The following is a 26475-nucleotide window of genomic DNA, read 5'->3' as shown; positions in this document are numbered from 1 at the left end:
CGGGCCCCACTCAACTCCGCGCGGTGTGCGCCTCATGCTCAGGCGCCGGTCTTCACCACCGATACCAGCGACCCTTGCGGCCACCGCTGCCCGCCGGCCGGACCACAAAGCCCAGCAGCCACAGGACCAGGACAATGACCGCGATCCACCACAGCGCCTTCAGCGCGAAGCCCGCGCCGAAGAGGATCAGAGCCAACAGGAGAACCAGAAGCAGGGGAACCATTGTCATCAACCTCCTGGCCACCGAATGCCCTTACTCCATCCGTACAAGCACACAGAACGCGAGTTACTTCCGCGGGATGAAGGGCATAGACGCGCCGCGCGGACTTCCCTCTTCTGGCACTGCGAAGCCGCCGCCGGTGCCGGGCCGCGCGGACGTGGTGCCAGGCCGCGGTGTACTCGTGGAAAGCGACCCGCACCGGGTTGTACGTGTCGATGTTCTTGGTGAGGCCGTACAGGCGGTGCCGGCCGCTGCCGGCTCCGTCGGACCAGGGCCGCCGCGCCGGATGTGTCCCTCAACCATGGCGGTCACAGTGGACGGATCGCGTCAACCGGTCAACCGATGGGACCGGATTCGCCCTACTGGGGAGCCACTTGGCAGGCGCTGGTCGCGGTCTGTTCGGTGACACCGGCCTTGGCCAGGTCGGACACGCACTGGTCGTGGTGGCCGGTCAGACCGACGTAGCACGCCATCCGGACGGAGTCCGGCGCCTCACCGCCCTGCAGCTCGCGCTCGACCTGATTGACGCAGGACGTGATGTCCGCGTGCGCGACGGGGGCCGTGAGAGCGGCGCCGCCGAGCGCGAGGGTCAGTCCGGTGAGAACACCGGCGATACGGGTCGACGTGCGCATGGGACGCACCTGCCTTCCGGGAGCGTGACGCGGGTCCGGCCCTGGCGGTACCGCATCCGCGTGGAAACGGCGCCGAGCAGCCGCGCTCGGCGAGGGCTTCTCCCCTTTCTCCGGCGCTGAGCGACCGTACGGCTGCCGTGACCTGACAGCGAGAAGATCGACGGCGTACTCGCCCTTCGTGCCGATTGCGGTCTCCTTGGACTGACAGTTCACGGGTGGGCGCGGCCGTGGCGAGACGTACACCATCGCCAGTGGATGCGGGTCGCGCCTCCCGCTGCTTCCACCGTACGACCGGGGGCGCCTGACCACGAGCCGACGAGTCCCCTCACGGTCCGGTACGCCTGCGCTCGAATTTTCGCGGGCCGGTGGTAGCCGGCGCCCACGCCGTCAACGGGCCTTTTCGAGAGGGTCGTACACGCGTCTCGTCATGCGTCGGCGGGGACGGGCGTGAGCCGGTAGGCGTCCGCACGGGAGACGACGCGGCCGGCCGTGGGCGGGGCGAAGTGGGTGCCCAGGAGGAGGGTGTCCGTGTCGGCGAGCGAGGCGAGCAGGGTGCGGCGCGAAGCCTCGGACCGCTCGGGGTCGATGTCGACGCAGGCGCCGATGGCGGGGTGGGCGAGCTGAACGGGGTGGTGGATGCAGTCGCCGGTGATCAGCGCCGTCCGGCCGCGGCTGGTCAGCTGGAGGGCGACGTGCCCGGGAGTGTGGCCGGGCGTGGAGAGCAGGCGCAGGCCGGGGACGATGTCGACGCCTGCGGCGGGCACGTCCATGAGGTCGAGCAGCCCCGCTTCCTCCACGGGGATCACGGAGTCCTGGAACATCTGCCTGCGCGCCTCCTCCAAGTCGTACCCGGCCCAGAACTCCCGCTCGGTGCGGGAGGTGACGTAGCGGGCGTTGGGGAAGGTCGGAACCCACTCTCCGTTCGTTTCGCGGGTGTTCCAGCCGACGTGGTCGGCGTGCAGGTGGGTGAGGACCACCAGGTCGACCGTGTCCGGGGGGAATCCGGCGGCGGTGAGGCGCTGAAGGTAGTCGGTGTCCAGGTCGTGCCACGCGGGGTTGGCCCGCTGCTTGCCGTTGCCGATGCCGGTGTCCACCAGGATGCGCAGGCCATCGAGGCTGAACGCGAAACTGTGGCTGTCGATGCGCAGGACGCCCCCGTCGTCGGCGAAGGAAGGGCGCAGCCAGTCCTGCCTCGCGACGACGTCCGGCGTGGCGTCCGGCAGCAACCACCGGCCGGTGGCGGGTGGCAGGGGGATCTCATCGATGCGGTGAACAGTGACGTCGCCCACGGTCCAGGTGGGGCCGGCGGTCGGCTCTGAGGCCGGTGCGGTGCTCACGATCGGTCACTCCACATCCACTGAAAGCCTTTGCTTTGCTTCAAGTCACCGTAGACGTTGGAGTCGACAAACGCAAAGAGTTTGCTTTAAGTGCTCGGCGGCGCGCCCCACGCTCCAGGCCCCACCACGGGAAAAGCCTCTGCCCTCCGCCGATCCCACCCGCCGGAAGTGGCCCCCGGGCCGCCCGCGCCGGCTGCGGCCGCCTGCCGGCGGGCCCGCCGCCGTCACCGCGCGCCTGAGGCAGGCCGGGCGATCCTGATGGTCCTGATGCAACGGATTTGCTTTAAGGTGCGTGGTATGAGCAGGCAGATGGTGCGCCCCGGCGGGCGCAGCGCCCGGGTCCAGGCGTCGGTGCACGCCGCCGTTCGCGCGCTCGTCTCCGAGCTGGGCCGCGACGCCCTGACCGTACCGCTGATCGCCCAGCGTGCGGGTGTGACGCCGTCGACGATCTACCGCCGCTGGGGCGACCTGCGGGAGCTGCTGTCGGACGTGGCGGTGGAGCGGCTACGGCCCGACACCGCACCGGGGGACCACGGCACCCTGTCGTCCGACCTGACGGCCTGGGCCGAGCAGTTCCTGGACGAGATGTCCTCCCCCACCGGCCGTGCCTACATCCGCGACGCCCTGCTCGGCGACCCGGACGGCGGCAACGCCGGGCAGTGCTCCGCCTACGCCGCCGAACAGATCGACGTCATCCTCAGCCGCGCGGCCGAACGCGGGGAGCACCCACCCGACGTCGAGACGGTCATGGATCGCGTCGTCGCCCCTCTGATGTACCGCATCCTCTTCCGCCCGGAGGGACTCGACACCGCGTACGCGCGCCACCTCACGGGAGGAGTCCTCGGGTCGACCGACCGCTCGGCGCAGCCTCGGTGAGTGTCATCCAGTGCCGGACGGTCTCCTGGTGGGAACCGGTCGCCGTGGCCGTGGCCACCGCCTCTGCGCCGGCTGCGGAACGCGGTGCTCCTGCGCGGGTCAGCAGGACGAGCGACGACGGCCACCTGCTCAAAACGGCCGCCGAGGAACTCCAGGGCCTGCTCATGCCGCACAGCGCGCAGACCCGGGTGTACCACCTCGAGCCGAACGGGTGATCTCGGCGCCGCGGTGGACTGCGGGGACCCCGGCCCTCACTTCCCCGGCTCGGTCGCCGGGGGGCGGCCCGGGAGCGTGATCACGGCTGCCACACGCCCGGCCCACCGCCACACCACTCCACCCAGCTCGCGGCCGCCTCGTCATCCGGTTCCACTTCCCCCAGGCCGGCCCCCCGCAAGAACTCGGCGACGTCCAGCAGCGTGTAGGCCATGCCCAGGAACCGGTCGCCGAGCCGCACCCGTCGGCCGCCGTCCTCGGCGGGCTCATAGACGACGACACGTACTGTCACGGCACCAGCGTTGCCGAGCCGCGCCGCGAGCGCGCGCCGGGACGTCCGGACAGGCGCTCGCGTAGTTCGCGGGCGCCTCGCGGGCGCCGCGGCCGCCACCGTCCGTGTCGAGCGGCTGCTGGTGATCCGGTGCCGTGCACGTGCCCATGCCGGTGCCTTTCGGTGCGGGTGCCGGTGCCGGTGCCGCGACAGGGTTCGACGCGAGGCGTCCGGACCGGCCGCGCCGCCCGCTCACTGACCGGCGGTGGCCCTGCGCTGCGCCTGCTCGAACTCGGTGAGGGGATCGCCGCCGATCTCCCAGGGCCAGCCGGTGACGACCCCGCCGATCGCCTCGAACACCGCACGGGCCTCAGCTCGGCGGTCGCCGGCCATCAGCGCGTACGCGAGGAGGTTCAGGTCGGCGATCGCCTTGGCATGACGCAGGAATCCCGGCTGCCCCCAGGTGTGCACCACACGGTCGAGCGCCTGGGCGGCCATCCCCTGGGACCAGTGGGTCCGTGCCACCAGCGCCTCGTAACCGCCCCGGCCGAGAATGGCCCGGTACTGGAGGACCTGGGCGGTGAGTTCCGTCCCCACGCAGGGGGCGTTGGCGGGCGTGCGGGCGACCAGCGCGTCGACGAACTCCAGAACCTGCAGCCGGGAGCCCCCTTCTTCCGGAGTGAGATAGGCCAGCATGTTCATGTACGCCTCGCGGTTCCAGCGGTCCCGCGCGAGCACCTCGTTCCACACCCCGAACACCTGGGGCTGCCTCCAGCGTTCCCGGCGCGCCACCTTGAGCAGGGCCACCCAGGGGGTGGGATCGTCCGGCGCGAGTTCGGCGGCGCGCAGGCAGCTCTCCGCGGCGTCAGACGTGTCGCCCCCCTGGTCGTGTGCGTTGACCCGCGCGGCCTGGGTCCAGGCGTGCAGTACGAGTGCGGTCGCGTTGCGGGGCTCGCGGGCGACCCATGACCTCGGCAGATGTGACGTGGAGAGGAAGTCGGCCACAACGTCGATGCGGTGGGTTCGGCGGTCCCAGTCGCCCTCGCCCTGGTCCAGGAGTCGGGACAGCTGCGCCATACACAGATCGGTGGTGGCGATGGTCCCTGTCCGGGTCGTCGCCAGCAGGGACTTCAGCAGCCTGCCCAGTTCCTGGTCGTCTAGTTCCGGGGCGAGACGGGCTCGCTTGCGGCGGCTTGAAAGGAATCCCATGGCCGGAGGCTAGAACGGATCACACACCTCACAAGGGCTGCGCCGAGATCGTTATCGATCCCACGCCCGCCAGACCACGGGGCGCCCTCTTCCCCGGGACGCCCCGTTCTCCGCCGCGGGCTCGTGAAGTGGATCCTGCACGGGCCCGTGCGGCGGATCCCGGTCGGGCTCGTGGAGGGGAGCCCCTGCGGACGGGACGGCCACGGGACGGGGTGCCGAAGCAGGCCGTTGTCGGCTCGGCTACTCTCGGCGCCACTGACGATCACTCACTCCGCGATCCGGGCACTGCGACCAGCGTCGTCGCTCGCGCCGCCGCCCGGGCCGATGCGGAGCCGGCCGTGTCGATCGTCAGGTCCGTCCGCCGCCAGCGCCTCGCCGAGGTCATGCTCGGTGCTCCGGCCGGGCAGCCGGAGTTCGCCGAATGGGCGGCGTCGCTGGGCCGTTCCTGCGCCACCTGCCCGAGCGTTTCAGCCCACTCGGCGCACGAGTCGAGGCGGCCCTGCGCGAGCGGCTGGCCGCAGCGCCCTCCTTCGTCGCCTTCGAGGGCTACGACACGATCACCGTCCTCGCCGGTGTGCTGCGTTCGCACGGCGCGGACCGGGCAGGCATTGCCGGAACCTGGCCGAGCGTTGCGGTCGAAGGCACCCGCGGGCAGATCCGGTTCTCCCGCACGCCAGGCATCAGCGTGGGGCAATGGCCTTGGGCGCCGATCCAAGTCGTTGACCGAGATCCGGCGGAACCGGATCGCTTTCGGATCCTCCACGCCGGCTGAGAGGGCCCGGAGGTCCGATTCTCGACCTGCACGGGGACGCTCCCCCGCTCCGCCAGGTGGCTTTCTCGTCCTGAGCGGTGGGGCTATGCGGCCTGCTGGGAGGCGGCGGCTTCAGGGCGCAGGTCGTCGAGGGTGAGCTGGTGTGACGGGGGATCGGGCAGGATCACCCGGCGGTCGGTGCGCAGGTCGGGACCCACGTGGAAGAGTTCGCCGGGCTCCATCGGGCGCCAGTGAGGATTGTCGTCCATTCGTTCGCTGGCGACGACGACGGCGGGATGCGCGGCCAGATGGTCGGACTGGACGCGCATGCGGCCATGGCTTCCGCTGTGATCCAGATGGCGGCTTCCGTGCTCTCCGCCCGCCTGGCGCTCGAGGACGTACAGCTCATGGGTCTCCGGGTAGCGCAGCGCCCACAGCTGGTCGGGGGTGATCAGGATCAGGTTGAGGGCGAAGACGGGCAGGTTCCGGGCGATCCAGTGAGCGGCGCGCTCGATGCCGGCGGTGACATCGCCGTCGTGCTTACGTGTCTCCTGGGTGATCAGGGCGAAGAACCGTTCCGAGTCGGTGTCGCCCTGGACCAGTGACCGGTCGTCACCCAGGTGGTCGTCGAGCTGGTCCAGGCCCTCGATGACTCCGTTGTGCGCGAACAGCCGTCCGTCCTGCTGGAAGGGATGAGTGTTGCGGGTGTCCAGGCTGCCCGTGGAGGCGAAGCGGACGTGCGCGAGGAAGGTGGCGGACTGCACCTGCCGCGCGTCCTCGGCGAACGCGCGGTCCTGGTAGGCCGCGATGGGGGCCTTGTCGATGTGTGGAGTGCCGTCGGCGGCGAAGTACCCCAGGCCGGTGCCGTCGGGGTCACTGTGGCTCTGCCGGCTGAGGCTGTCGGGTGCGTCGAGGAGCCAGAAGGTGGCGCGGGTGCGGTTCGGGGCGCTGCTGAGGCCGAACAGGCGGCACACGGGCTTCCTCCTCGATTCGCCGGACAGGCCGATTGTCGCAGCCGACGGAGGGCACCGCCCACTTCAGCGCCTCCCAGCGGTGACGGAGCCCTCTCCCAAGCGCTGTGTACTCGTACTCGTCGTTCCAGTGCCCATGCTGGTATTGGCCGCCATCGCACGAGTGTGCCGGGGGGAAGCAGGTGGGAAACGCGAGAGCGTCATCCGCTCGCGGCAGCGGCCCTTCACTCATGTCGCCTGAGTACGCGTGCTCAGGCACGCTGTCCGGATCGGCTCGTAGCGTCTGTCCCATGCACATAGACCATGCTGCACGAGGCCGAACGGTCCGCGTCGGCATCACCGCGGTGGCTTCCAGTCTGCCCGGGTTCGCGGTGACCTCCCGGCAACTGCAGGAGCACGTCACCACGGCCTCCGGGCTGTCCCTGCCGGCACGGATCCTGGAACGGGCCACCGGCATCGTCTCGCGTCGTGCGGTGGTCGAGGGCGAGTACGCGTCGACGCTCGCCGTGCGGGCCGCCCGTACCGCGTTGGCCCGGGCCGGACTGGCGGCGTACGACGTCGACCTGCTGGTGTTCGCCTCCGCCACGCGGGACATGGCCGAACCGGCGACCGCCCACGTCGTCCAGGCCGAACTGGGGTCCCGGGCGCACGCCTTGGACGTGACGAACGCCTGCAACAGCTTCGTCAACGGCATCGACATGGCACGCTCCATGATCGTGGCAGGCCGGGCCCGCCGGGCTCTCGTGGTGACCGGGGAGACCCCGAGCCGTGCGGTCCGGTACGCGCCGTCCGGCCCCGATCAGCTCAAGGACGGCTTCGCGGGCTACACCTTCGGGGACGCGGGCGCGGCGGTCGTGCTGGAGGCGGTGGAGCGGGGCGGCATCCTCGACGTGGATACCGAGACGCACTCCGAACACTGGGCGGTCGGCGGGATCTTCGGTGGCGGTTCCCGGCACCCCCGGGGTGACGAGCACACCTACTTCCGCGGCGACGGGACCGAGCTGCGTGAGGTGTTCGAGAAGGTCGGGACCTCGGTGCTGGACCGGATGCGGGAGCGCACCGACCTGGACTGGGGCGACTTCCGGCACATCCTGGTGCACCAGGTCACCGTGCCGTACCTGGAACGGTTCGTGGAACTCACCGGCATCCCCCGGGACCGGCTCGTCGTCACGGTCCCGGAGCTGGGCAACATGGCCAGCGCCACGCTGGGCGTGCAGCTCGACCGCGTGCACGAGGGGCTGCGGTCCGGCGACCGGGTGCTCTTCGTGGGCCTGGGCGGCGGTGTGAGCATCATGACGATGGTCTGGGAGAAGGCATGAGCAGCCTGTGGGTGGTGGTGCCCGCCCATCAGGAGGCCGCGCGGATCGGCGCCACCCTGGACGCGCTCGCGGCCCAGCGGGACGCGGACTTCACTCTCGTCGTCGTGGACAACGCCTCCACCGACGCCACCGCCGCCCTCGCGCACGACTTCGCCCGCCGGGCGCCCTTCCCGGTCCACGTGCTGCGCGAGGAGGAGAAGGGCGTCGGCTGCGCGGTGGACACCGGCTTCCGGTACGCCATCGGGCACGGCGCGGCGCTGCTCGTCCGCACCGACGCCGACTGCCTGCCCCGGCCCGGCTGGACGGCCGCCGCCCGCGCCGCCCTGGAGCGCGGCGCGGGCCTGGTGTGCGGACGCGTCGAGGCACGCCGTGACGAGCACGGGCCGCTGGGCCGGGCGGTGTTCCGGGGCCTGGTGGGCCTCGCGGCCCTCTTCGGCCGGATACGCCCGGCCCACCGTCGTCGGCGCGGCTACCTCGCCCCGTACCGGATGCACGCCGGGAACAACATGGGGATCACCGCCGCGCTGTACGAGACCGTGGGCGGGATGCCGCGCCGCCCCTCCCCCACCGACCGGCTCTTCCTGAACCGCGTGCGCCGTCACACCACCGCCATCGTCCACGCCCGCGACATGATCGTGGAGAACTCCACCCGGCGGCTGCGCGCCTACGGCCTCGTCGGCACCGCCCGTTGGTACCTCGACAAGGGTGCGGGCCGGCACGGGGAGGACCCGCGCTGATGCTAGACAGCCTCGCCCACTCCCTGCGCGTCCACGCCGGCCGGCCGGCCGTCCTCGGCACCACCCGGACGGGGGCCACACGCGTCAAGGCCACCTGCGGGGACCTGGCGGACCTCACCGACCGCTATGCCGTCGCCCTGCACGCGCGCGGCGTCGGGCGTGGCGGCACCGTCGGTGTCGCCGTCCGGCCCGGCCCGCGGGCGCTGGCCGTGCTGCTCGCGGTGCACCGACTCGGGGCGCGGGCAGCGGTGCTCGACCCGGGCGCGGGCCCGGACGTGCTGCGTGCCCGGCTGGCCCTTGCCCGGCCCGGCCTCGTCCTCGCCGACGCCACGGCGCAGGCGGTCGCCGGATGGGCCCGGCCCCTCGCCCGGCGGGCCCACCTGGCGCTGCCGGACCTGGCGGAGCTGGGCCCGGTGGTCACGGTCGGGCCGCGGCTGCCCGGCTGCGCGCCTGCCCTGGACGGTGCGATGCGGGCCGTGGTGCCACCGCGGCCGGTGGACGAGGACGCCGACGCCGTCATCGTGTTCACCTCCGGTACGACATCCCGGCCGCGGGCGGTGGTGCACACCCGTTCCTCGCTCGCCGCGGGCATGACCACGGTGGCCGGCCTGGTGCGCCCCGAGCCCGGGCAGCCCGTCCTGGGCGGGACGTTCTTCGTCCTCGTACCGTCCCTCGCGAGCGGTGCACCGGTCGCGCTCCCCGCCCGAGCCCCACGTGTCCTGGCCCGGCAGCTGCGCCGGCTCGCCCCTCGGGCCACCTATCTGACGCCACCGCAGCTGCGGGCGGTCCTGGCGGAGGGGGCCCGGTTCACGGGCCGGGTGTGGACGGGCTCGGCCCCGGCGAGCGCGGGGCTGCTCGCCCGGGTCAAGGAGGCGGGCGCCGAGGAGGCGTGGGGCGTGTACGCGCTGACCGAGCTGTTTCCGGCCGCGGCGGTGGAGCAGGCCGACAAGGCCGCCCACACCGGCCCGGGCGACCTGGTGGGCGCCCCGCTGCCGGGAGTGGTGGCCAAGACGGGCTCCTCGGGCGAACTGCTGCTCACCGGCCCGGCCGCCCGCCACCGCTACCTGGGCGAGGAACCCGACCCGTGGGTGGCCACCGGCGACCGGGCCCGTGTGGACGACGGCCGGATCGTACTGGAGGGCCGCGGCAAGGACATGGTGCTCAGGCACGCCGAGAACATCTACCCGGGTCTGTACGAGCCCGCGCTGCACGTGCCCGGCGTCGAACTGGCGCTCCTGGTCGGCGTACCGGCCGAGGACGGCGATGAACGCCTGGTCGCCGTGGTACAGCCGGGAAGGGGGACCGGTCGCGCGGCGCTGCGGGCGGCGCTGGACGGGCCGCTGTCGCGGATGGGCTCCGCCCGGCCCGACGCGGTCCTGTTCGCCGAGATCCCGCTGTCCGGACGCTCCCGCAAGCCGGACCGTGCCGCCACCGCCCGGCTCGCCGCCCGGCACCTCGCGCAAGGCGGTCGGCGATGAGGGCCGCGCCGCTGTGGGTGACGGTGCCGGCCCACCAGGAAGCGCACATCCGATGACCGCCAGATCCGGGGACCAGATGGCACGACGCCGGGACCGACGTGTGTACACCCGCTCCCACCCCGCGCTGTTCGCGCTGCTCGCCCTCTCCCGCCGCCGGTCCGTCACCCGCCTGGGCGGCACCGTGCTGGTGCACGGCGGTGACGCGTATCGGCACGCTCTCACCCGCGTCCCGCTGGACCGCACCGCGGCCGGTACCACCGGCGGCGCCGCCCGCGAACTGTCCGGCGGCGGGGCGTTGTTCGACCAGCAGGGCACCGGTCACCGCGCCGCCCGCCGCGCGGTCGCCGACCCTCTCGGCCCGGCCGGCGTGCGGCGGTTGCGCCCGGTGTGGCGGGAGGTCCTCGACCGACGGCTCGCCCCGCTCGGCGAGGGCCGAGCCGTCGACCTCGTACCGCTGGCCCGTGAACTGGCCGGGGCCACCGTCCGCGCTCTCCTGGACGTCCCCGGGGACCCGGTGCTGATCGCCGAGGCGGCCGGCCACGCGGCGGCGACCGCCGTACGCGACCATCTGCCCGGGCCCCGGCCGCCCGGCACCGCCCGGGCGGCCGCCGCCGCGACGGCGCGGCTGGAGGCCCTCCTCTGCTCCGACGCGCCCGGCGAGGCGTCGGCCCTGCGGGCGATACTCGCGGTCGCCGCCGTGAACACCACCGTGGCGGCCCTGCCACGCGCCGCCGCCTGGTGCGCGGACGCGACGCTGTGGGAGCAGGCCGCCGACGACCGACTGCGCCCGGTCCTGGTGGACGAACTGCTACGGGTGACCGCGCCCTCCCCGCTGCTGCCGCGCGTGGCGGCGGCCGACGCGGACCTCGACGGCTGTCCGGTCAGGGCCGGGGACCGGCTGATCCTCGTGGCCCGGCACGCCGCACTGGCCCACAGCGATTCCCCCGACGCCCGCCACCCGGCCCCGCCCGCCGTGGCCCGACTGGTCTTCGGTGCGGGCCCCCACGCCTGCCCCGGCGCCCGGCTGGCCCGCGCCCAGCTCGACGACACCCTCGCCGCGCTCGCCCCCTACCGTCCCGCCGTCGTCCGCGCCCGTGTGGACCGGCGCGCCGCGCTGCCCAGCTGGCGCACGCTCAGCGTCCGCGCCACGAGCGCACCCCGGGAGGACCGATGACCACGATCGCCGTCACCGGTGCGAGCGGCTTCTGCGGTTCGCACGTCGCCGTGACCGCCGCAGCCCGTGGGTACGACGTGCTGTGCGTCGGGCGGCGCCCCGGGCCGGTGGGCCGGCACGTTCCGTGGGACGCCGCCCGCGGAGTGCCGGATCTGTCCGGCGCCGACCTCGTCGTGCACTGCGCGGCGGCGGTCGGTGATCCGGTGCCCGGCTCCCGCGCCGAGGCCGCGATGCGTGCCGTCAACGTCGACGGCACAGCGCGGTTGATGGAGGCGGCCGCCGGGCGGCCGGTGGTGTGGGTGAGCAGTGCCAGCGTCTACGAGCCGGGCCCCGGTCGTTCCCGGATCACCGAGGAGCACCCGGTGCGCGGCCAGTTGAACGCGTACGGCCGTACCAAGGCCGCCGGCGAGGCTCTGGCGCTCGCCGGCGGGGCCGTCGTCCTGCGGCCCCGGGCGGTGTACGGCCCTGGTGATCCGCATCTGGTGCCCCGGCTGCTCTCCCGCGTCCGCCGTGGCGTGCTCGTGCTGCCCGGCCCCAGCGTCCGCCTCAGCCTCACGGCCGTCGAGAACCTCACCGACGCCTGCCTGACCGCCGCCGACTGGCCCCCGGGGGCCTACAACATCGCCGACCCGGCCCCGTACGACCGCGACCAGGCCGTTCAGGCCGTCCTGCAGGCCCACGGCGTACGAGCGCGAATCCATCACCTCGCGGCGCCGGTTGCCCGTGCCGTGGCGAGGACCGTCCAGGTTCTGGCCCTGCCGCGGTCGGGCGGGGAGCCGGTCCTCACCCCGTACGCGGTCGACCAGCTCGCCACCTCGGTCGTACTGGACGTGTCCAAGGCGGAGTCCCGGGGGTGGACCGCCGGCCGCCTCTTCCTGGACTACACGGCTGCCCTGTGCGCCGGATGGGGCCCGTGACAGGACTGATCACCCCTCACCTGCCACCACCCGGGGGTGAGGCGACGGCCCCCGGCCGGCGCAGCGTTCTCCTAGCCACGGCGGATGCGCACACCCCGCTGTGAAGAGACGGCGGTTGCGCCGGCCGCCGCCGACGTTCAGATCGCCGGACGACCGAACCAATGGCCGGCGGCCCTCTCGAACGCCTCCCGGTCAGGGCGACGATCACCTGCCCAGGCGACGATGCCGTCAGGCCGGACGAGCACGGCGCCCGATCCGAGATCGTTCCGGGCCGGCCCGGCCGCGTACCGTATCCGGCTCTCCCAGCCCATCGCGGAACCGCGCAGACGTCGGTCGACGCTGAAATCGAGCGCGACGCCCCGTCCGTCCCGCATCAGGTCGCCGAGACGGGTGCCGTCCTCAAGACGAAAGTCCGGGGCGTTGCGGCCGACCAGCGGATGCTCGCCGCCGAGGTCGTAGCGGATCGACGCTCCCGACATCTTCCCGAGCACGTAGGTCGTTCCGTCACGGGTGCCGATCAGGTCGCGGACCACTCCTTGGATCGCCCGGGCATGCGGGTCGGGCCGCATGACCGCCACCTGGGCGCGCGACCAGTCGAGCACCCATGCGCCGATCGGATGGCGTTCGCGGGTGTAGGTGTCGAGCAGGCCGTCCGGCGCGTACCCGTGCACGGTCGCGGCGAGCTTCCACCCCAGGTTCATGGCGTCGCCGATGCCGGTGTTGAGACCCTGGCCGCCGAGGGGGGAGTGGATGTGGGCGGCATCGCCCGCGAGCAGGACGCGTCCTTGCCGGTAGGTCGTCGTCTGCATCGCCCTGTCGGTGAAGCTCGAGGCGAGGTGGACCTCGCTCAGCGTCACGTCGGTGCCGGACACCCGGCGCAGCACCGTCTGGAGATGGTCGCGGGTCGGCTGCCGCGAGCGATCGAACGCGCCGCCGTCGAAGTCCATCATGGCGATGTGCCCGGGCATGGGCATCTGGACGTACATGCCCGTCGGCGTCAGGTTGAACCCGGTGCCCAGCTTCTCGGGATCGGCGACGGTGGCGTGCATGGTGTACCCGGTGAACTGCGGCTCGGTGCCGACGAAGCCGAAGCCCGCGAGCTTGCGCACCGCACTGCGTCCGCCGTCGCAGCCGACGAGCCAGCGCGCCGCGTACTCGTCCGTGGCGGTCCGCGCGACCGCGCTCTCATCGTCCTGGGCGACGGCTGAGACCGTGACGCCGCGCCTGACTTCGACGCCCAGCTTGGACGCCTGCTCGAACAGCACCGTCTCGACCGCTTCGAGGTTGGTGAGCACGCCCTCCGGTGCCGGGCCGGGAAGCCGGAACGGCAGGGCGGCGACGTCGACCTCGGCCGGATCCAGCATCATGCCGGCGAAGTGGCCACCGCGAGGAAGCCGGGACGGCTCGTCCGCGCCGGGGGTCGCGCCGGTACCGTCGTGGACGCCCGACGCCGTCAGCAGCGAGCGCGGCATTCCGCGGCGGTCGAACGCCTCGACGGAAGCGGCGGACAGACCCCGCGCACCGAGCGGTTCCGTCCTCCAGGGGGAGCCGGGACCCGGCTCGCGTTCGAGCACCAGGACCGAGCAGCCCGCGAGGCCGAGTTCGCAGGCGAGGAACAGGCCAACCGGACCGGCGCCCACGATCACTACATCATGCACGAGAGATTCCCTTCCCGAACCGCAGCCGGATGGGTGTACCCGGCCGACCTCTCGAAAGGTGCCAGGGCTCACCGACATCGGACCGACAGCCGCCGACACGTGACCGACACCCCGGCTCCGCAGCCCGATCACCCCTGGCCGAAGGCTGGCCAGGCAGAGGGGAGTTCCACAGGTGCCGGTCCGAGGACCCGCCTCGTTCCCCTGGACGGCGAGCTGCCCGATTACGCCACCAGACTCACCCTCTGGCGGAAGCGCTGAGACATGCCGCGCGCGTCCTCCCGGACGGCTGCTCGCTGACCCGGCCGGGCACCGGACATCCGCTGGGGCCGCCGGGCTGTCGCGGCCTCAGGACCCGCTACGGGACAACGCACCGGGCTCGCGGCGTCAGGTCGGTATGCGTACCGTCTCCACCCAGCTCGGCGGCTGCGGGGCAACGGCGCCGATCAGAGCCGCGATGATGCGGCAGGGTGGGTTCCCGGCGGGCCAGGGGGTGAATCCGTCGGTGAGGACGACGACGATGTTCGGGCGGTCCGGAGTCGCGAGCGCTGCCTCGATACCGACGCGCATGTCCGTGCCGCCGCCACCGCCCAGGGTGATCTGCTCGGTGGCCGCCACCCGGGACACGGCCTGCACGTCGGCGTCGCAGGCGAGCACGGTCACGCGGTTGCCCCGCACGCCCACCTCCCGCAGGACGCCCGTCACCTCCGCGAGGGCGGCGGACAGTTCGGCGTCACCCATCGAACCGGAGGTGTCGATGACCACGGCCACCCTCGGCAGCGGGCGGCGCAGGCTCGGCAGGACGACACCGCGCAGCGCCGGGGTACGGCGTGAGGGGCGGCGGTAGGTGTAGTCGACGGCTCCGCCGGCCCATGCGGCGGCTTCCCGGACGGCGCCGGACAGCGCCCGCCGCCAGTCCACCGTGGGTTCCAGGATCTCCTCGGCCCAGCGCCGCCAGCCCTCGGGCAGGGTGCCACGCGTGCGCTGATGGGCGCGCATCGCCTCGGCGGTCTGCCGCCGCAGGGCCTGCGCCTCGACGTCGCCGAGGCGTGCGGGACCGGCGGAGTCCGGGAGTTCCCAGGGCGCGGGCCGGCCGTGCGCGCCCGATCCGCAGTCCGGCGACCGCACGTACGGCGGCAGCCGGTCGAGGTACACCTCGAACAACTGGCCCTCGGGGAGGCCGTAGAGCCGGGGTTCCACGCGCCCGTCGGGCAGGCGCAGGCCGTCGGCGAGCAGATCGTCGTTGATCTCGCAGTCCTGCGCGACGTTGACGCGGTGCCAGTCACGCTGGGCGGCTGCGGAAAGCCGCCCGGCCCGACCATGGTGGTCGCGCAGCAGGTGCGCCACCTCGTGCACCCAGACACCCGCCAGCTCGGGCACCGGCGTCGCGTCGACGAAGGCCGGGGACACGTAGCAGCGCCAGTGCCGGTCCACCCCCATCGTCGGAACCTGCGTGCTCGCAAGCACGGTCAGGGCGTACAGAGCGGAGGCCAGGTACGGCCGGTCGCTCGCCGCGCGGTAGCGGGCGGCGAGCAGTTTGGTCATGTCCAGGGCGCCGGGGGAATCCTGCGTCGTCCCGGTACGCCTCACCGGCTGCCGCCGGGCAGCGCGCCGGACATCTGCAGCAGATCCAGGAACCCGTCGATGCCGGGCGGTACCGGCCAGTCGAGGTCCCGCATCGCCGCGAGGTCGGTGGCGGCCCGGGCGGCCACGTCGGGTACGCCCGCGTCCACGGCCTTCGCCAGCACCGCCCAGCCGGCCTCCCACCGGGGCCTGGTGAGGTCGCTCTGGATGGCCGCGACGACCGCGATGAGGAACGCCAGTTGCCGGTCCCCGCGTTCCGGCAGCGCGAAGGCGTCCGGATCGGCCAGGACGCGGTCGGGGTCGGGCAGATCGAGGTGTTCGAGGTAGGACAGCAGCTCGATGCCCGCGCCGTTCCCGACGGCACCGGTGAGTGCCGCGGCCAGCGCCTCGCGGCCGACGCCGGCCGCGTAGCCGGCGGCGAGCAGTCTGAGTGCCATCTCCCAGGTCCGCGGGGACGGCCAGGACCGGCCCCGGCTCTCGGCGTCGCCGGGGATGTGGTGCACCAGGCCGGGCCGGGCCGTGAGGAAACCGGAGATCGCGCCGCGGGCCCGTGCGACCGCACCGGGCACCTTGCCGGCGTCGACGACGGGCACGGTCGCCTCCGGCCAGGTACCGGCCATGCCACGGGCGACCGTCCTGGGGTCGTGGGTCCATTCGAGGTGGACGAACCGGTTGGCGAGCGGCGGGCTGAGATGCCAGCCGTCCGCCGCGCTGGAAGGCGGGTTGGCGGCGGCGACGATGCGCACCGCCTCCGGCAGTACCAGGCTGCCGACCCGTCGTTCGAGGACCACGCGCAGCAGCGCGGCCTGCACGGCCGGCGGTGCCGAGGACAGTTCGTCGAAGAAGAGCAGGCCCTGTCCGGCCCGGGCGAGACGGACCGCCCAGTCCGGCGGGGCCATCGGCACACCGGTCACGGCGGGATCGTCACCGACGACGGGCAGTCCGGCGAAGTCGGAGGGCTCGTGCACGCTGGCGATGACGGTCTCCAGCGGCAGGCCGAGCCCGGCGGCGAGCTGCTCCAGGCCGGCCGACTTGCCGATGCCCGGCTCGCCCCACAGCAGCACGGGCTGATTGGCCGTCACGGCGAGGGCGAGCGCCTCCAGCTGGGGGTTGGCCGCGGGCTCGGTCCGTCGCGTGCGCAGCCTGCGGTTGAGGTCGTCCGCGGCCGCCAGCGGGCCGGAGGGCGCGATGGGGGCGGTACGGTCGGTGCTCAAAGGACCGGCTCTTCCTCGTCGTCGGGTTCGTCGGCGTAGTACTGCTCCTGCTCGTCCATCCATTCGTCCCACCACTCGGCGCCGACGTCCGGATGCTCCCGCTGTACGCGTTCCCGCAGGAAGGCCAGGTCGGGCCGCTTGTACCGACGGACGAGCTGAGCGAGCGACAACTCGGACTGGTCGGTCACGTCGAGCCGCGCCCCGGCGGCGACCAGGTCCTCCACCAGCGCCCTCGAACCGAGGTCGTTGACCGCCACGAACAGTGGCGTGCGCCCCCGCCGGTCGCGGGCCTCGAGGTCCAGTCCCTCCGCCAGCAGCCGTGGCAGCAGCGTCTCGTGGTCGAGGAGGTTCAGTACGTGCAGCAGGGTGCGCCCGCTCGCGTCGCGCACCCGGGGATCGACGCCCGCGTCCAGGAGTTCCAGCACGCCGGGGGTGTCACCGTGCTGGGCGCGCAGGAACAGTTCGTGGCGCTGCGCCCGCAGCGCCTTCGGCAGGCGGCCGTCTCCGGAGGTCCAGGTCTGCTCCACGGCGAAGCATCCGGCGACGGCACCGCCGAAGGCGCGCATGGCGCGTTCGCGCCGCTGCTCCTCGTCGCTGTGCGGCATGCGCAGCAGGCCGCCGGGCCGGAAGGCCACCTCGTGCCAGTCCCCGCGGCACCTGACCCGCACGGGTGCGGGCGCGGTCGGCGCCGGCGGGCCGGCCGGGCCTTCGGGGACCTGGAAGGCGGGGAACAGTGCCTCGCGGACGAGCGGATGCAGATGCTCCGCCGCGACGCCTGCGACACGCATCAGGTCGAGGTCCGGGAGCCTGCGCCACAGGGCCTCGGCGAGGAAGGGCTCGTCCTTGACCTCGTCCCGGTCGACGGCTCGCGCCAGCAGTCCCCGGGCGCCCGTGGGCTCCAGGAGGACGGAGGTCCGCCAGTGCGCGGCGATGAGGAAGCGGTGGGCGACACCCTCGGCCACCTGGCGACGGATCTCCGGCTCCAGCCGGGTGAGGTTGAGCGCGATACCGCCGAGGAGCCGTTCCGGGTCCGCCTGGTACCAGCCCGACTTCTGCGGTGGGGTCGGGTCCAGCTCGATACCGGCCGCGGCGAAGGCAGCCTGTGTCAGGCCCTGCTGGTGCAGCAGCGTGGCCCACTCGGCCCGTGCCGCCGGGGTGCCGTCGCCGGGATCGGCCGTCGGCAGTTCGCCGGTGCCGCGTGGGGTGGCGTCGGCGTGGAAGAACGGCGGCCCGTCCGGGCCGCCGCCGCACCGTTCACGCAACTCCGCGGCGTGCCGTGCGTCCCACAGATGCCGCGCGCACCGCCAGTCCTGCGTGGTGGGGCCGAAGACGCCCGCGGCCCGCTCGTCCCTGACCGTCCTGAACCGCAGGGCGATCCGCTGCGGCCCGTCGATCATCGCGGGCGTGGTGATGTGCAGGTACGGCGTGACCCGGCGGCGTTCGTCCGTGGTCTTCGGGCGGTAGCGGGCCAGGACGACCGTCGTGTCCGTGGCGAGCGTGGTCCGGCCGCCGAGCAGGCGTGGCAGGTGCCAGCGCAGCAGGTCGGGGGCGAAGTGGCGGAGGTCGTCCGCCAGGGCCTCGGCGATGTCGTCGCCGCAGTGTTCGGCGACCTCGGACAGTTCGAAGGCGACGTCGACGTTCGCGGCCGCGCAGGCACCCCGCCAGTCACCGGCCAGCCGGCGTTCGGTCGCCCGCTCGATCATCCAGCGGGGCACCGCGTACCGGCGGATCCGGCGCCGGCTCGCCGCCTCGTCCGGGGGGAAGCATCGGAGTTCGCCACGAGCGCTCAACGGTAGACACTCCCTATCGCGCGCAGGTCGGGATGCGCCCCGCCGGCGGGCCGCAGACGCTCGGTGAAGGACCGCTTGACCTTGCGGGGCAGGCCGGGCCCCAGACCGACGTACTCCAGGGGCGAGTCGTCGGGAACCGCCGCGAGCAGTGTCTTCGCGCCCCGGCCGGTGAGCCCGGTGTGGCACAGCTCCAGGCGGCGCAGCGGGCTGCCCGGCAAGGCGGCGGCCAGCGCGTGGACGCCTTCGTCGCCTGTGGTGTTGGCGGGGGCGCCGAGGCCGCGTTCCGACGGCGGCCGGCCCAGGTCGAGTGTCTCGATCCCGCCGAGGGAGCCGGCGAGGGCCCGGGCACCGGCGGGGCCGATGCCGTTGCCGCCGAGGCCGAGGCGCACGGGCCGAGCGGGGTCCGCGGCGGCGGCGAGGATCGCGGCGCCTTCGTCTCGGAGGTGGTTGGCGGGGAGGTACAGCTCGCGTACACCCGCCGTACGGATCAGCGCCGCCAGCAGCGGGGCGGCTTCGGCGGTCAGGCCGTTGCCGCCGAGAAAGAGGCGTTCCACCGGGCTCGGGCGGCTGGTCAGGGCGTCGAACAGGGCCCGCAGACCGTCAGTCGTCAGACCGGTGTTGACCAGGTCGAGGGTGCGCAGCGTGGTGTTGCGGCGGAGCATCGCGGCGAGCGCTCGGGCACCGTGGTCGCCCACGGGGTTGCGCTTGAGCCACAGGGCGCGGACGGTGGTGTCCGTCGTCAGCGCGTCGGCGAGTGCGGTGACGCCCTCGGGGCCGATGCGGTTGCAGCCGAGGTAGAGCGTGTGCAGGCCGTGGCCGTCGAACAGGGCGTCGGCGACCGTGCGGGCTCCCTCGTCGCCGATGGCGTTGGTGCCGAGCAGGACGTGCGCGGCGTGCGGTGAGCCGGCGGCGACCGGCATCAGCCGGGCGGCGCCGCGTGCTCCGAGGCCCTGCTTGCACAGATCGACACGCCCGTCCGCGCGCACGGTGCCGAGCGGGAAGGTCTCGTCGGCCCGGACCGGCTGCGCGGACCGCAGTCGGGCGAGCAACGGCTCCAGAGCCGCGGGGTCGCTGATGGGGATGTCCGGGTGCTCGATCGCGGGGCAGCGTACGGGCGTCGGCTGCGTCATCACCACTCCACCGGTCCATCGCCGGTGCCCGGCTCGCGGAGGGCGGCATCGCCCGCCGCCCGCCCGGGACGAACCGACGCCAATCGACTTTCCTCCACGACAAGGGCGGCAAGGCTGGTCGGATTCGAACCGACGTCCTCCAGCTTGATGCGTGGGCGCGACGACCTCTGCGCTACAGCCTTGCCGCGGTGATCATAGCGGCTCTTCGCCTGTGTGTTCGGGCCCGATCGGACTCTTCCGGAAGGCGAACGGTGTGCCGGTGGCCGGTCTTGCGGCCCACACCGGCCAACGGCAGCGCATACGCCTCGGCCACAGTCCGCGCACCCGGTACGTGGGGCGGGGCGATCACTTCAGCGGGACGGTCACCTCGACCGTTCCCTCGGTGCTCGCTCCCCCGGCGACGCGCACGGTGAAGGGCCGGTCGGTGCCGTCCGCGGTGACGTGCAGGAGGTCGCCGGCACGCCGCACGCGGAACACCGCGGCCCGCCCGCCCGCGAGGTCGGGCACGCTCACCTCGCGGGTGTACGCGGCCGACGCCGGCGGGTGGACGAGCAGGGTCGGACGGTCCAGCCAGTCGCCGTCGGGCCGCCGGTCGTCGGTGGCCAGCGGCAGGACGGCGCCCTCGCGCACGTACAGCGGAAGGCTCTCGTAGCCGTGCCGCTCGGTGCGCCACACCGGGCCGGTGACCCGCTCGCCGCTGAGGAGGTGGGTCCAGGTGCCCTCGGGGAGGTAGACCTCCACCTCGCCGTCCGCGCTGAAGACCGGGGCGGCCAGGAGGTCGGGGCCCAGCATGTACTGGCGGTCGAGCGGGCGGCATGCCGGGTCGTGCGGGAACTCCAGGAGCATGGGCCGCATGACCGGGACACCGGTGCGGTGGGCTTCGGCGGCGGCGCCGTACAGGTAGGGCATGAGGCGGTGCTTGAGCAGGGTGAACCGCCGGGTGACGTCGACGGCTTCGGTGCCGAACTCCCATGGCACCCGGTAGGACGACGAACCGTGCAGCCGGCTGTGGGAGGACAGCAGGCCGAAGGCCAGCCAGCGCTTGAAGACCGCCGGGTCGGGTGTGCCTTCGAAGCCGCCGATGTCGTGGCTCCAGAAACCGAAGCCGCTCAGCGACAGGGACAGCCCGCCCCGGAGCGACTCGGCCATGGCCTCGAAGGAGGACCAGCAGTCGCCGCCCCAGTGCACGGGGTACTGCTGACCGCCGGCGGTCGCCGAGCGGGCGAAGAGCACGGCCTCGCCCTGTCCGCGCTCCATTTCGAGGAGTTCGAACACGGTCTGGTTGTACAGGTGGGTGTAGTGGTTGTGCATCCGCCGCGGATCGGAGCCGTCGTGCCAGACGACGTCGGTCGGGACGCGCTCGCCGAAGTCCGTCTTGAAGCAGTCCACACCCTGGTCCAGCAACGGCTTCAGTTTCGCCTGGAACCATGCGCGCGCGCCGGGGCTGGTGAAGTCGACCAGTCCCATGCCGGCCTGCCACAGGTCCCACTGCCACACGTCACCGTTCGGCCGGCGGACCAGGTGACCGAGTGCGGCGGCCTCGTCGAACAACGGGGACTTCTGGGCGATGTACGGGTTGATCCAGGCGCTCACCTTCAGCCCCTTGGCCTTGAGCCGGGCGAGCATCCCCTCGGGGTCGGGGAAGACCTCGGGGTCCCACTCGAAGTCGCACCACTGGTACTCGCGCATCCAGAAGCAGTCGAAGTGGAAGACGGACAGCGGGATGCCGCGCTCGGCCATGCCGTCGACGAAGGACATCACCGTCGGCTCGTCGTAGTCCGTGGTGAACGACGTGGTCAGCCACAAACCGAAGGACCAGGCGGGCGGCAGGGCCGGGCGACCCGTGAGGGCGGTGTAGCGGTCGAGGACGTCCTTCGGGGTGGGGCCGGCGACGACGTGGTACTCCATCGTCTGGTCCTGAACGCTGAACTGCACCTGCCCGACGGACTCGGAGCCGACCTCGAAGGAGACCGCCCCGGGATGGTTGACGAAGACGCCGTAGCCACGCGAGGACAGGTAGAAGGGGATGTTCTTGTACGCCTGCTCGCTGCTGGTGCCCCCGTCCGCCTGCCAGATGTCGACGGTCTGGCCGTTCTTGACGAACGGCGTGAAGCGCTCGCCCAGGCCGTAGATCTGCTCGCCGACGCCCAGCGCGAGCTGGGCGATGACATGGTGCGCGCCGTCCTCCGTGGTGGCGAAGGCGGTGCCCTTGCGGCCGGCCCGGGTCAGCTCCCGTCCGTTCGCGTCGTGGAAGGTCAGCGACCACGGGGCGGCCCGGTCCAGGCGCAGGGTCAGCGGACCACTGGTCAGTTCGGTGACGGTGCCGTCCCGGCCGGCTTCGCCCGCGCCGCCGGGCTCGGCGGCGAGGCTGAAGTCCGGTCCCGGCCGCAGCGCGCCCGCGTGATGGGTGACGCGCACTCCGATGACGCCCTCGGCGGGTGAGAAGCAGTCGACCGCGAGGAGCGGCGCATTGAGCGTGTCCCCTCTGTGTAGCACCTCCTGCACCGCGGCATGGGCGGTGAAGCGCTTCGATTCGAGGCGCACATCGCGCACTTCAGTGGCATACGCGACCTGGACGCCGTCGCGGATGCGCCAGAACCCGTCGGTGAACTTCATGGTGCTCCTCGGGGAGGGCGGTGCTGTTCGGCGGAACTGCGGAGATCCTCGCCCGGCGCTTCGACCGCCCCCGGACCGAGGGGAAGCCCACCGGCGTTCCAGGTGCCAACTATCCCTGCCAGCAGGGATTTTCTCAACGCGTCGCAGAGCTCCACTTCGCTGTGCACCCACACGGACACATGCACAGGTCTAGCGGGACACCCGGGGATTGACGTATTAGTCATCACGCCAAACAAAAAGCCCGGCGATGGCGCCGGACGTCTCGACAGCGAGGGCCGCACCATGTCGAAACGCTTCGATCGACTGCCCCAGAAGACCCGTTGACCCTCTGAGCCACCCCCACCTCCCTCTCGACGCAAGGGCACCCACCGTGACAGCACCCTCTCCGGCTGCCGGGCGCCGCGGACGCTCCCGCAGGGCCGCCGCACCGCTCGCCGCCGCCTCCCTTCTGGTCGCCGGGGCGGCCCTGACCGGATGCGGTCAGCAGCGCGACAGCGGCGTCTACACCGTGCTGAACTCCTCGACCGACGAGTCCTACCACCGCTGGGACGCCCGGGCGATGGCCCGCTGCGGCGAGCGGCTGGGCGTCGGCATCGAGCAGCAGAGCGTCCCCGCCGCGCAGGTGATGACGAAGGCGTTGCGCATGGCGTCCTCGAAGTCGCTGCCCGACATCATCCAGTTCGACGCCTCCGAGATGCCGACGTTCGCCGAGGCGGGCGGACTGGTCGGCCTCAGGACCCTCGGCCTGAGCACCGAGGACATCCCCCGGGGCATCGTCGGCTTCGGCTCGTACAAGGGCACGTACTACGGCGCGGCCCGGTCCGTGAACACCCTCGCGCTCTTCTACGACGAAGACGTCCTCGCCAAGGCCGGGGTGAGGGTTCCCACCACCTGGGACGAGCTGCGGGAGGCCGCGAAGAAGCTCACCCGGGGCAAGCGGTACGGCCTGGCGCTCAGCGCGGGCGGCGCGGAGGACGGTGTCTTCCAGTTCACTCCGTTCATGTGGTCCAACGGCGGCGACGAGACCGAGCTGGACAGCCCGCAGGTGGTCGGCGCGCTCGACTACTGGAAGGCCCTCCTGGCGGACGGCTCGTTGTCGAAGTCGACGGTCAGCTGGACGCAGGCGGACGTCAACGACCAGTTCATGGCCGGCAACGCGGCGATGATGATCAACGGCCCGTGGCAGGTCGAGACGCTCAACACCAAGAAGTCGCTGCACTGGGGCATCGCACGGATCCCGGTACCGAGGCGGGGGGCGGATTCCATCGGCCCGCTGGGCGGAGCCGTGCTCACCGTGCCCGACACCGGCGACGAGCAGCGCGAGCGGACGGCCGGCAGGATCGTCGCCTGCCTGGCCGGCGAGAAGGAACAGCTGACCTACGCGCTCAACAGCTGGATGGTCCCGGCCAACGCCAAGGCCGCCGCGACATGGCGCAAGCAGGTGCCCGAACTGGCCGCGCTCGCCGACCAGGTGGCCGTCGCCCGGTCCCGCACCGCCAAGCTGGGCGCCGGCTGGCCCGGCGTGTCACTGGCCTTGCAGAGCGCCTTCCAGTCCGCCCTGACCGGACAGTCCAGCGAGGCCGCCCTGCAGCGCGCCGAACAGCGGGCCACGAGCGGGAACTGAGGTAAGCGATCATGACCACGTCCACCGTCACCGCTCAGGCACCGGCGAAGGCGTCCCGGACGGCCGCCGCGCCGGACCCCGTCCGGCTGCGCCGCCGCCGCACACTGGCCCAGTGGGGGTTCGTCGCCCCGGCGGTCGTCTTCATGCTGCTGTTCTTCGGCTACCCGCTCGTCCGCAACGTCGTGATGAGCTTCCAGCACTTCACACCGAAGACGTTCTTCACCGGTGAGGCGCCCTTCAACGGTGCCGGCAACTGGTCGAACGTGTTCCAGGACCCCCTGTTCGGCAAGGCACTCCGGCACACCCTCGTGTTCACCGCCGGCTCACTGCTCGGCCAGTTCTGCATCGGCCTCGCGCTGGCGGTGTTCTTCAGCCGCCGCTTCCCGCTCAACGGCGTCCTGCGGTCGTTGATCCTGCTGCCCTGGCTGGTACCCATGGTGGTGTCCGGCATCGTGTGGCGCCGCATCCTCGACCAGGACACGGGCGTACTGAACTCCTTCCTGGACACGCTCGGCCTCGGCGGCCACACCCCGTGGCTGACCAGTCCCGGCATGGCCCTGCTGTCGGTGATCCTGGTCAACATCTGGATCGGCGTCCCGTTCAACATGGTCATCCTCTACGGCGGTCTGCAGGAGATACCCAGGGAGCTGTACGAGGCGGCCTCCCTGGACGGCGCCTCGGCCTGGCGGACCTTCCGTTCCGTCACCCTGCCGATGCTCAAGCCGGTGATCACCGTCGTCCTCGTCCTCGGCTTCATGTCGACGGTGAAGGTCCTCGATCTGATCCTGGCGCTCACCGACGGCGGCCCGGCCGACGCCACCCAGACCCTGGGCACCCTGACCTACCAGAACTCGTTCGTGCGCCTGGACTTCGGCGCGGGCGCGGTCGTGGGCAACGTGCTCATCCTCGTCTCCGCGCTGTTCGCGGTCTTCTACCTGCGGGCCAACCGCACCGACGGGAAGTGACGTCCATGGCCTCTCGTACGCCCACGACCTCCAGCCGCCGCTGGGGTTCCACCATCACCGGAGTGCTCACCCTGTGCGTGATGCTCTTCCCTCTGTACTGGATGCTCAACACCGCCCTCCAGCCCGCCTCGGGTCTGCTCCAGGTCGACCCGGTGCCGAGCGGCCTGGACCTGTCCGGCTTCGCCAAGGCGCTCGACGACCAGGGCGGCCACCTGCTGACCTCGCTGGCCGTCTCGCTCGGCGCGGTCGTCATCTGCCTGGCGATCTCCGCCCCGGCGGCGTACGGGCTGGCCCGGTTCGGTCTACGCGGCTCACGGACGATCGTGTTCGGCACACTGATCACCCAGATGGTGCCCGGCATCGTCATCGCCAACGCGCTCTACCACTCGTACGTCGACCTCGGCCTGGTCAATTCCTACCTCGGCCTGATGCTGGCGGACGCCTCCCTCGGCATCCCGTTCTCGATCGTGCTGATGCGGTCCTTCATGGTGTCGATCCCGGGTGAGGTGATCGAGGCGGCGCAGATGGACGGTGCCGGACCGGTACGGACCTTCGTGCGGGTGGTGCTGCCGATGAGCCGCAACTCGCTGATCACCTCCGGCCTGTTCGCGTTCCTGTTCTCGTGGAGCGACTTCATGTTCGCGCTCACGCTGAACACCACCGACGACGTCAAGCCGGTCACGCTGGGCATCTACCAGTACATCGGCGCGCACGTCGGTGACTGGGGCTCGGTGATGGCCGCGTCCGTGCTGTCCGCGGTGCCCGCGGCGATCCTGCTCGTCCTCGCCCAGAAGTACATCGCCGCCGGACTCACCGGCGGTTCCGTCAAGTGACAGGCACCCCTGGAAAGATGGCGTCACGCGGCCTGGAAAGATGGCGTCACGCGGAGAAGCCCGCCGCGTGCGCGGCGGGCTTCATACCTCGGGTGGCCTTCAGCTCGTGGTGAGCATGCCTTCGCGCAGCCGGGCCAGCGTGCGCGACAGCAGCCGGGAGACGTGCATCTGGGACACGCCCAGGCGTTCACCGATCTGGGCCTGGGTGAGTTCCTCCACGAACCGCATGTGGATGATCTGCCGGTCCCGCTCGTCGAGTTCGGCGATCAGCGGGGCCAGCGCGTGGAAGTCCTCCACCAGTTCCAGCGCCTGGTCTTCGGCACCGATGAAGTCCTGCAGGGCGCTCTCGCCGTCCTCGCTGCCACCGATCGCGGCGTCCAGGGAGGAGGAGTTGTAGCCGTTGGCGGCCAGGCGGGCCTCGCGCACCTCTTCCTCGGGCAGGCTCATCAGTTCCGACAGTTCCTTGACCGTAGGCGTACGGTCGAGGCGACTGCGCAGCTCCTCCGTGGCCCGGGCGAGCTGCACGCGGGCCTCCTGCAGCCGGCGCGGCACGTGCACCGCCCAGGTGGTGTCGCGGAAGAACCGCTTGATCTCTCCCACGATGTAGGGGATCGCGAAGGAGGTGAACTCCACCTCGCGCGTCAGCTCGAACCGGTCGATCGCCTTGATCAGGCCGATCATGCCGACCTGGACGATGTCCTCCATCTCCTCCGCACCGCGGCTGCGGAACCGGCCGGCCGCGTAGCGGACCAGGGACATGTTCATCTCGATCAGCGTGTTGCGGGCGTAGCTGTACTCGGGCGTGCCCTCCTCCAGCAACGTCAGCTGCTCGAAGAACAGCCGGGACAACTCACGGGCGTCCTTGGGTGCCACCTGTGAGGGGTCCACGACCTCCGGCAGCTCGGCCGTCCGCGTATCCGTTGCCGGCGTGCTCATGAGCGCCATGAAGAAACCCCTCC

23 protein-coding genes and 2 pseudogenes are annotated in these 26475 nt (G+C 72.3%); 11 read left to right on the top strand and 14 right to left on the bottom strand.

Annotation, left to right across the window (positions count from 1 at the left end; genetic code table 11):
• Positions 1-52: 52 nt before the first annotated feature.
• From ACIGYR_RS07165 to ACIGYR_RS07155, 3 genes are all read right to left on the bottom strand, one after another.
• The gene (locus ACIGYR_RS07165; RefSeq protein ID WP_073895967.1) at positions 53-223 is read right to left on the bottom strand and encodes a DUF5670 family protein; all 171 of its coding nucleotides are present in this window, start codon (positions 221-223) and stop codon (positions 53-55) included.
• A gap of 356 nt (positions 224-579) precedes the next feature.
• Positions 580-852 carry a hypothetical protein gene (locus ACIGYR_RS07160; protein WP_399602125.1) on the bottom strand — a complete coding sequence of 91 codons (273 nt, stop codon included), beginning with the start codon at positions 850-852 and terminating at the stop codon, positions 580-582.
• A 425-nt stretch (positions 853-1277) separates the two neighbouring features.
• Positions 1278-2189 (bottom strand): MBL fold metallo-hydrolase, encoded by a 912-nt coding sequence (locus ACIGYR_RS07155; RefSeq protein ID WP_399602122.1) that lies wholly within the window; start codon positions 2187-2189, stop codon positions 1278-1280.
• Positions 2190-2486: 297 nt separating this feature from the next.
• Here ACIGYR_RS07155 and ACIGYR_RS07150 point away from each other — a divergent pair, with 297 nt between their 5' ends.
• Together ACIGYR_RS07150 and ACIGYR_RS07145 are read left to right on the top strand one after the other, a co-directional pair.
• Positions 2487-3065 (top strand): TetR/AcrR family transcriptional regulator, encoded by a 579-nt coding sequence (locus tag ACIGYR_RS07150; protein WP_399602119.1) that lies wholly within the window; start codon positions 2487-2489, stop codon positions 3063-3065.
• Positions 3062-3280 (top strand): hypothetical protein, encoded by a 219-nt coding sequence (locus ACIGYR_RS07145; RefSeq protein WP_399602117.1) that lies wholly within the window; start codon positions 3062-3064, stop codon positions 3278-3280. Before ACIGYR_RS07150 ends, ACIGYR_RS07145 begins: the two co-directional genes overlap by 4 nt.
• Before the next feature lie 80 nt (positions 3281-3360).
• Here ACIGYR_RS07145 and ACIGYR_RS07140 read toward each other — a convergent pair whose 3' ends face one another.
• Both ACIGYR_RS07140 and ACIGYR_RS07135 read right to left on the bottom strand, forming a co-directional pair.
• Positions 3361-3570, bottom strand: a complete 210-nt coding sequence (locus ACIGYR_RS07140) for a hypothetical protein (RefSeq protein WP_399602116.1) — start codon at positions 3568-3570, stop codon at positions 3361-3363.
• A gap of 231 nt (positions 3571-3801) precedes the next feature.
• Positions 3802-4758, bottom strand: a complete 957-nt coding sequence (locus ACIGYR_RS07135) for a hypothetical protein (RefSeq protein WP_399602114.1) — start codon at positions 4756-4758, stop codon at positions 3802-3804.
• A gap of 329 nt (positions 4759-5087) precedes the next feature.
• Here ACIGYR_RS07135 and ACIGYR_RS07130 point away from each other — a divergent pair.
• Positions 5088-5530 (top strand): annotated as a pseudogene (locus tag ACIGYR_RS07130) (amino acid ABC transporter substrate-binding protein); the annotation flags it as partial.
• A gap of 83 nt (positions 5531-5613) precedes the next feature.
• Here the strand turns inward: ACIGYR_RS07130 and ACIGYR_RS07125 are convergent.
• Positions 5614-6483 carry a class II glutamine amidotransferase gene (locus ACIGYR_RS07125; protein ID WP_399602112.1) on the bottom strand — a complete coding sequence of 290 codons (870 nt, stop codon included), beginning with the start codon at positions 6481-6483 and terminating at the stop codon, positions 5614-5616.
• Between the two features lie 341 nt (positions 6484-6824).
• Here ACIGYR_RS07125 and ACIGYR_RS07120 point away from each other — a divergent pair, with 341 nt between their 5' ends.
• From ACIGYR_RS07120 to ACIGYR_RS07100, 5 genes are read left to right on the top strand one after another with little or no spacing between them, the layout of a single operon-like run.
• On the top strand, positions 6825-7799 hold the full coding sequence (locus ACIGYR_RS07120) for a 3-oxoacyl-ACP synthase III family protein (RefSeq protein ID WP_400014143.1): 975 nt from the start codon (positions 6825-6827) through the stop codon (positions 7797-7799).
• On the top strand, positions 7796-8536 hold the full coding sequence (locus ACIGYR_RS07115) for a glycosyltransferase family 2 protein (RefSeq protein ID WP_391836997.1): 741 nt from the start codon (positions 7796-7798) through the stop codon (positions 8534-8536). The genes ACIGYR_RS07120 and ACIGYR_RS07115 overlap by 4 nt, the downstream gene beginning before the upstream one ends.
• On the top strand, positions 8536-10014 hold the full coding sequence (locus ACIGYR_RS07110) for an AMP-binding protein (RefSeq protein ID WP_399602107.1): 1479 nt from the start codon (positions 8536-8538) through the stop codon (positions 10012-10014). The genes ACIGYR_RS07115 and ACIGYR_RS07110 overlap by 1 nt, the downstream gene beginning before the upstream one ends.
• A gap of 52 nt (positions 10015-10066) precedes the next feature.
• Entirely contained in the window at positions 10067-11188 is a 1122-nt protein-coding gene (locus tag ACIGYR_RS07105; protein ID WP_399602105.1) for a cytochrome P450, read from the top strand.
• Positions 11185-12105: an NAD-dependent epimerase/dehydratase family protein gene (locus ACIGYR_RS07100; RefSeq protein WP_399602102.1), complete on the top strand. Its 921-nt coding sequence runs from the start codon at positions 11185-11187 to the stop codon at positions 12103-12105. Before ACIGYR_RS07105 ends, ACIGYR_RS07100 begins: the two co-directional genes overlap by 4 nt.
• 137 nt (positions 12106-12242) lie before the next feature.
• Here the strand turns inward: ACIGYR_RS07100 and ACIGYR_RS07095 are convergent, their stop codons facing one another.
• The 7 genes and pseudogenes from ACIGYR_RS07095 to yicI all read right to left on the bottom strand — a co-directional run bounded on the left by ACIGYR_RS07095 (position 12243) and on the right by yicI (position 22094).
• A complete protein-coding gene (locus tag ACIGYR_RS07095; protein WP_399602100.1) occupies positions 12243-13763 on the bottom strand; it encodes an FAD-dependent oxidoreductase in 1521 nt (506 codons plus the stop codon).
• A gap of 384 nt (positions 13764-14147) precedes the next feature.
• Positions 14148-15305: a VWA-like domain-containing protein gene (locus tag ACIGYR_RS07090; protein ID WP_391837008.1), complete on the bottom strand. Its 1158-nt coding sequence runs from the start codon at positions 15303-15305 to the stop codon at positions 14148-14150.
• A 41-nt stretch (positions 15306-15346) separates the two neighbouring features.
• Positions 15347-16558 carry an AAA family ATPase gene (locus tag ACIGYR_RS07085; protein ID WP_399602098.1) on the bottom strand — a complete coding sequence of 404 codons (1212 nt, stop codon included), beginning with the start codon at positions 16556-16558 and terminating at the stop codon, positions 15347-15349.
• The gene (locus ACIGYR_RS07080; protein WP_399602097.1) at positions 16555-18348 is read right to left on the bottom strand and encodes an ankyrin repeat domain-containing protein; all 1794 of its coding nucleotides are present in this window, start codon (positions 18346-18348) and stop codon (positions 16555-16557) included. Before ACIGYR_RS07080 ends, ACIGYR_RS07085 begins: the two co-directional genes overlap by 4 nt.
• Positions 18345-19478, bottom strand: a complete 1134-nt coding sequence (locus tag ACIGYR_RS07075; protein ID WP_399602094.1) for a gala protein — start codon at positions 19476-19478, stop codon at positions 18345-18347. The genes ACIGYR_RS07080 and ACIGYR_RS07075 overlap by 4 nt, the downstream gene beginning before the upstream one ends.
• A gap of 109 nt (positions 19479-19587) precedes the next feature.
• A pseudogene (locus tag ACIGYR_RS07070) lies at positions 19588-19660 on the bottom strand.
• Between the two features lie 163 nt (positions 19661-19823).
• On the bottom strand, positions 19824-22094 hold the full coding sequence (gene yicI, locus ACIGYR_RS07065) for an alpha-xylosidase (protein ID WP_399602092.1): 2271 nt from the start codon (positions 22092-22094) through the stop codon (positions 19824-19826).
• Between the two features lie 370 nt (positions 22095-22464).
• Between yicI and ACIGYR_RS07060 the strand changes: the two genes are divergently transcribed.
• Genes ACIGYR_RS07060 through ACIGYR_RS07050 form a run of 3 tightly spaced genes read left to right on the top strand, consistent with a single transcriptional unit; the run spans position 22465 to position 25516 of the window.
• Positions 22465-23718 carry an ABC transporter substrate-binding protein gene (locus ACIGYR_RS07060; protein WP_399602089.1) on the top strand — a complete coding sequence of 418 codons (1254 nt, stop codon included), beginning with the start codon at positions 22465-22467 and terminating at the stop codon, positions 23716-23718.
• An 11-nt stretch (positions 23719-23729) separates the two neighbouring features.
• On the top strand, positions 23730-24683 hold the full coding sequence (locus ACIGYR_RS07055; protein ID WP_399602087.1) for a carbohydrate ABC transporter permease: 954 nt from the start codon (positions 23730-23732) through the stop codon (positions 24681-24683).
• A 5-nt stretch (positions 24684-24688) separates the two neighbouring features.
• Positions 24689-25516 (top strand): carbohydrate ABC transporter permease, encoded by an 828-nt coding sequence (locus ACIGYR_RS07050; RefSeq protein WP_399602085.1) that lies wholly within the window; start codon positions 24689-24691, stop codon positions 25514-25516.
• 99 nt (positions 25517-25615) lie between these two features.
• Here the strand turns inward: ACIGYR_RS07050 and ACIGYR_RS07045 are convergent, their stop codons facing one another.
• The gene (locus ACIGYR_RS07045) at positions 25616-26461 is read right to left on the bottom strand and encodes an RNA polymerase sigma factor SigF (protein WP_399602081.1); all 846 of its coding nucleotides are present in this window, start codon (positions 26459-26461) and stop codon (positions 25616-25618) included.
• Positions 26462-26475: the final 14 nt, after the last annotated feature.

The organism is Streptomyces sp. NPDC053076 (assembly GCF_044546845.1).
Taxonomy (GTDB): domain Bacteria; phylum Actinomycetota; class Actinomycetes; order Streptomycetales; family Streptomycetaceae; genus Streptomyces.
The sequence above is the reverse complement of the archived record's forward strand: the minus strand, read 5'-3'. Positions and strand labels throughout refer to the sequence as shown.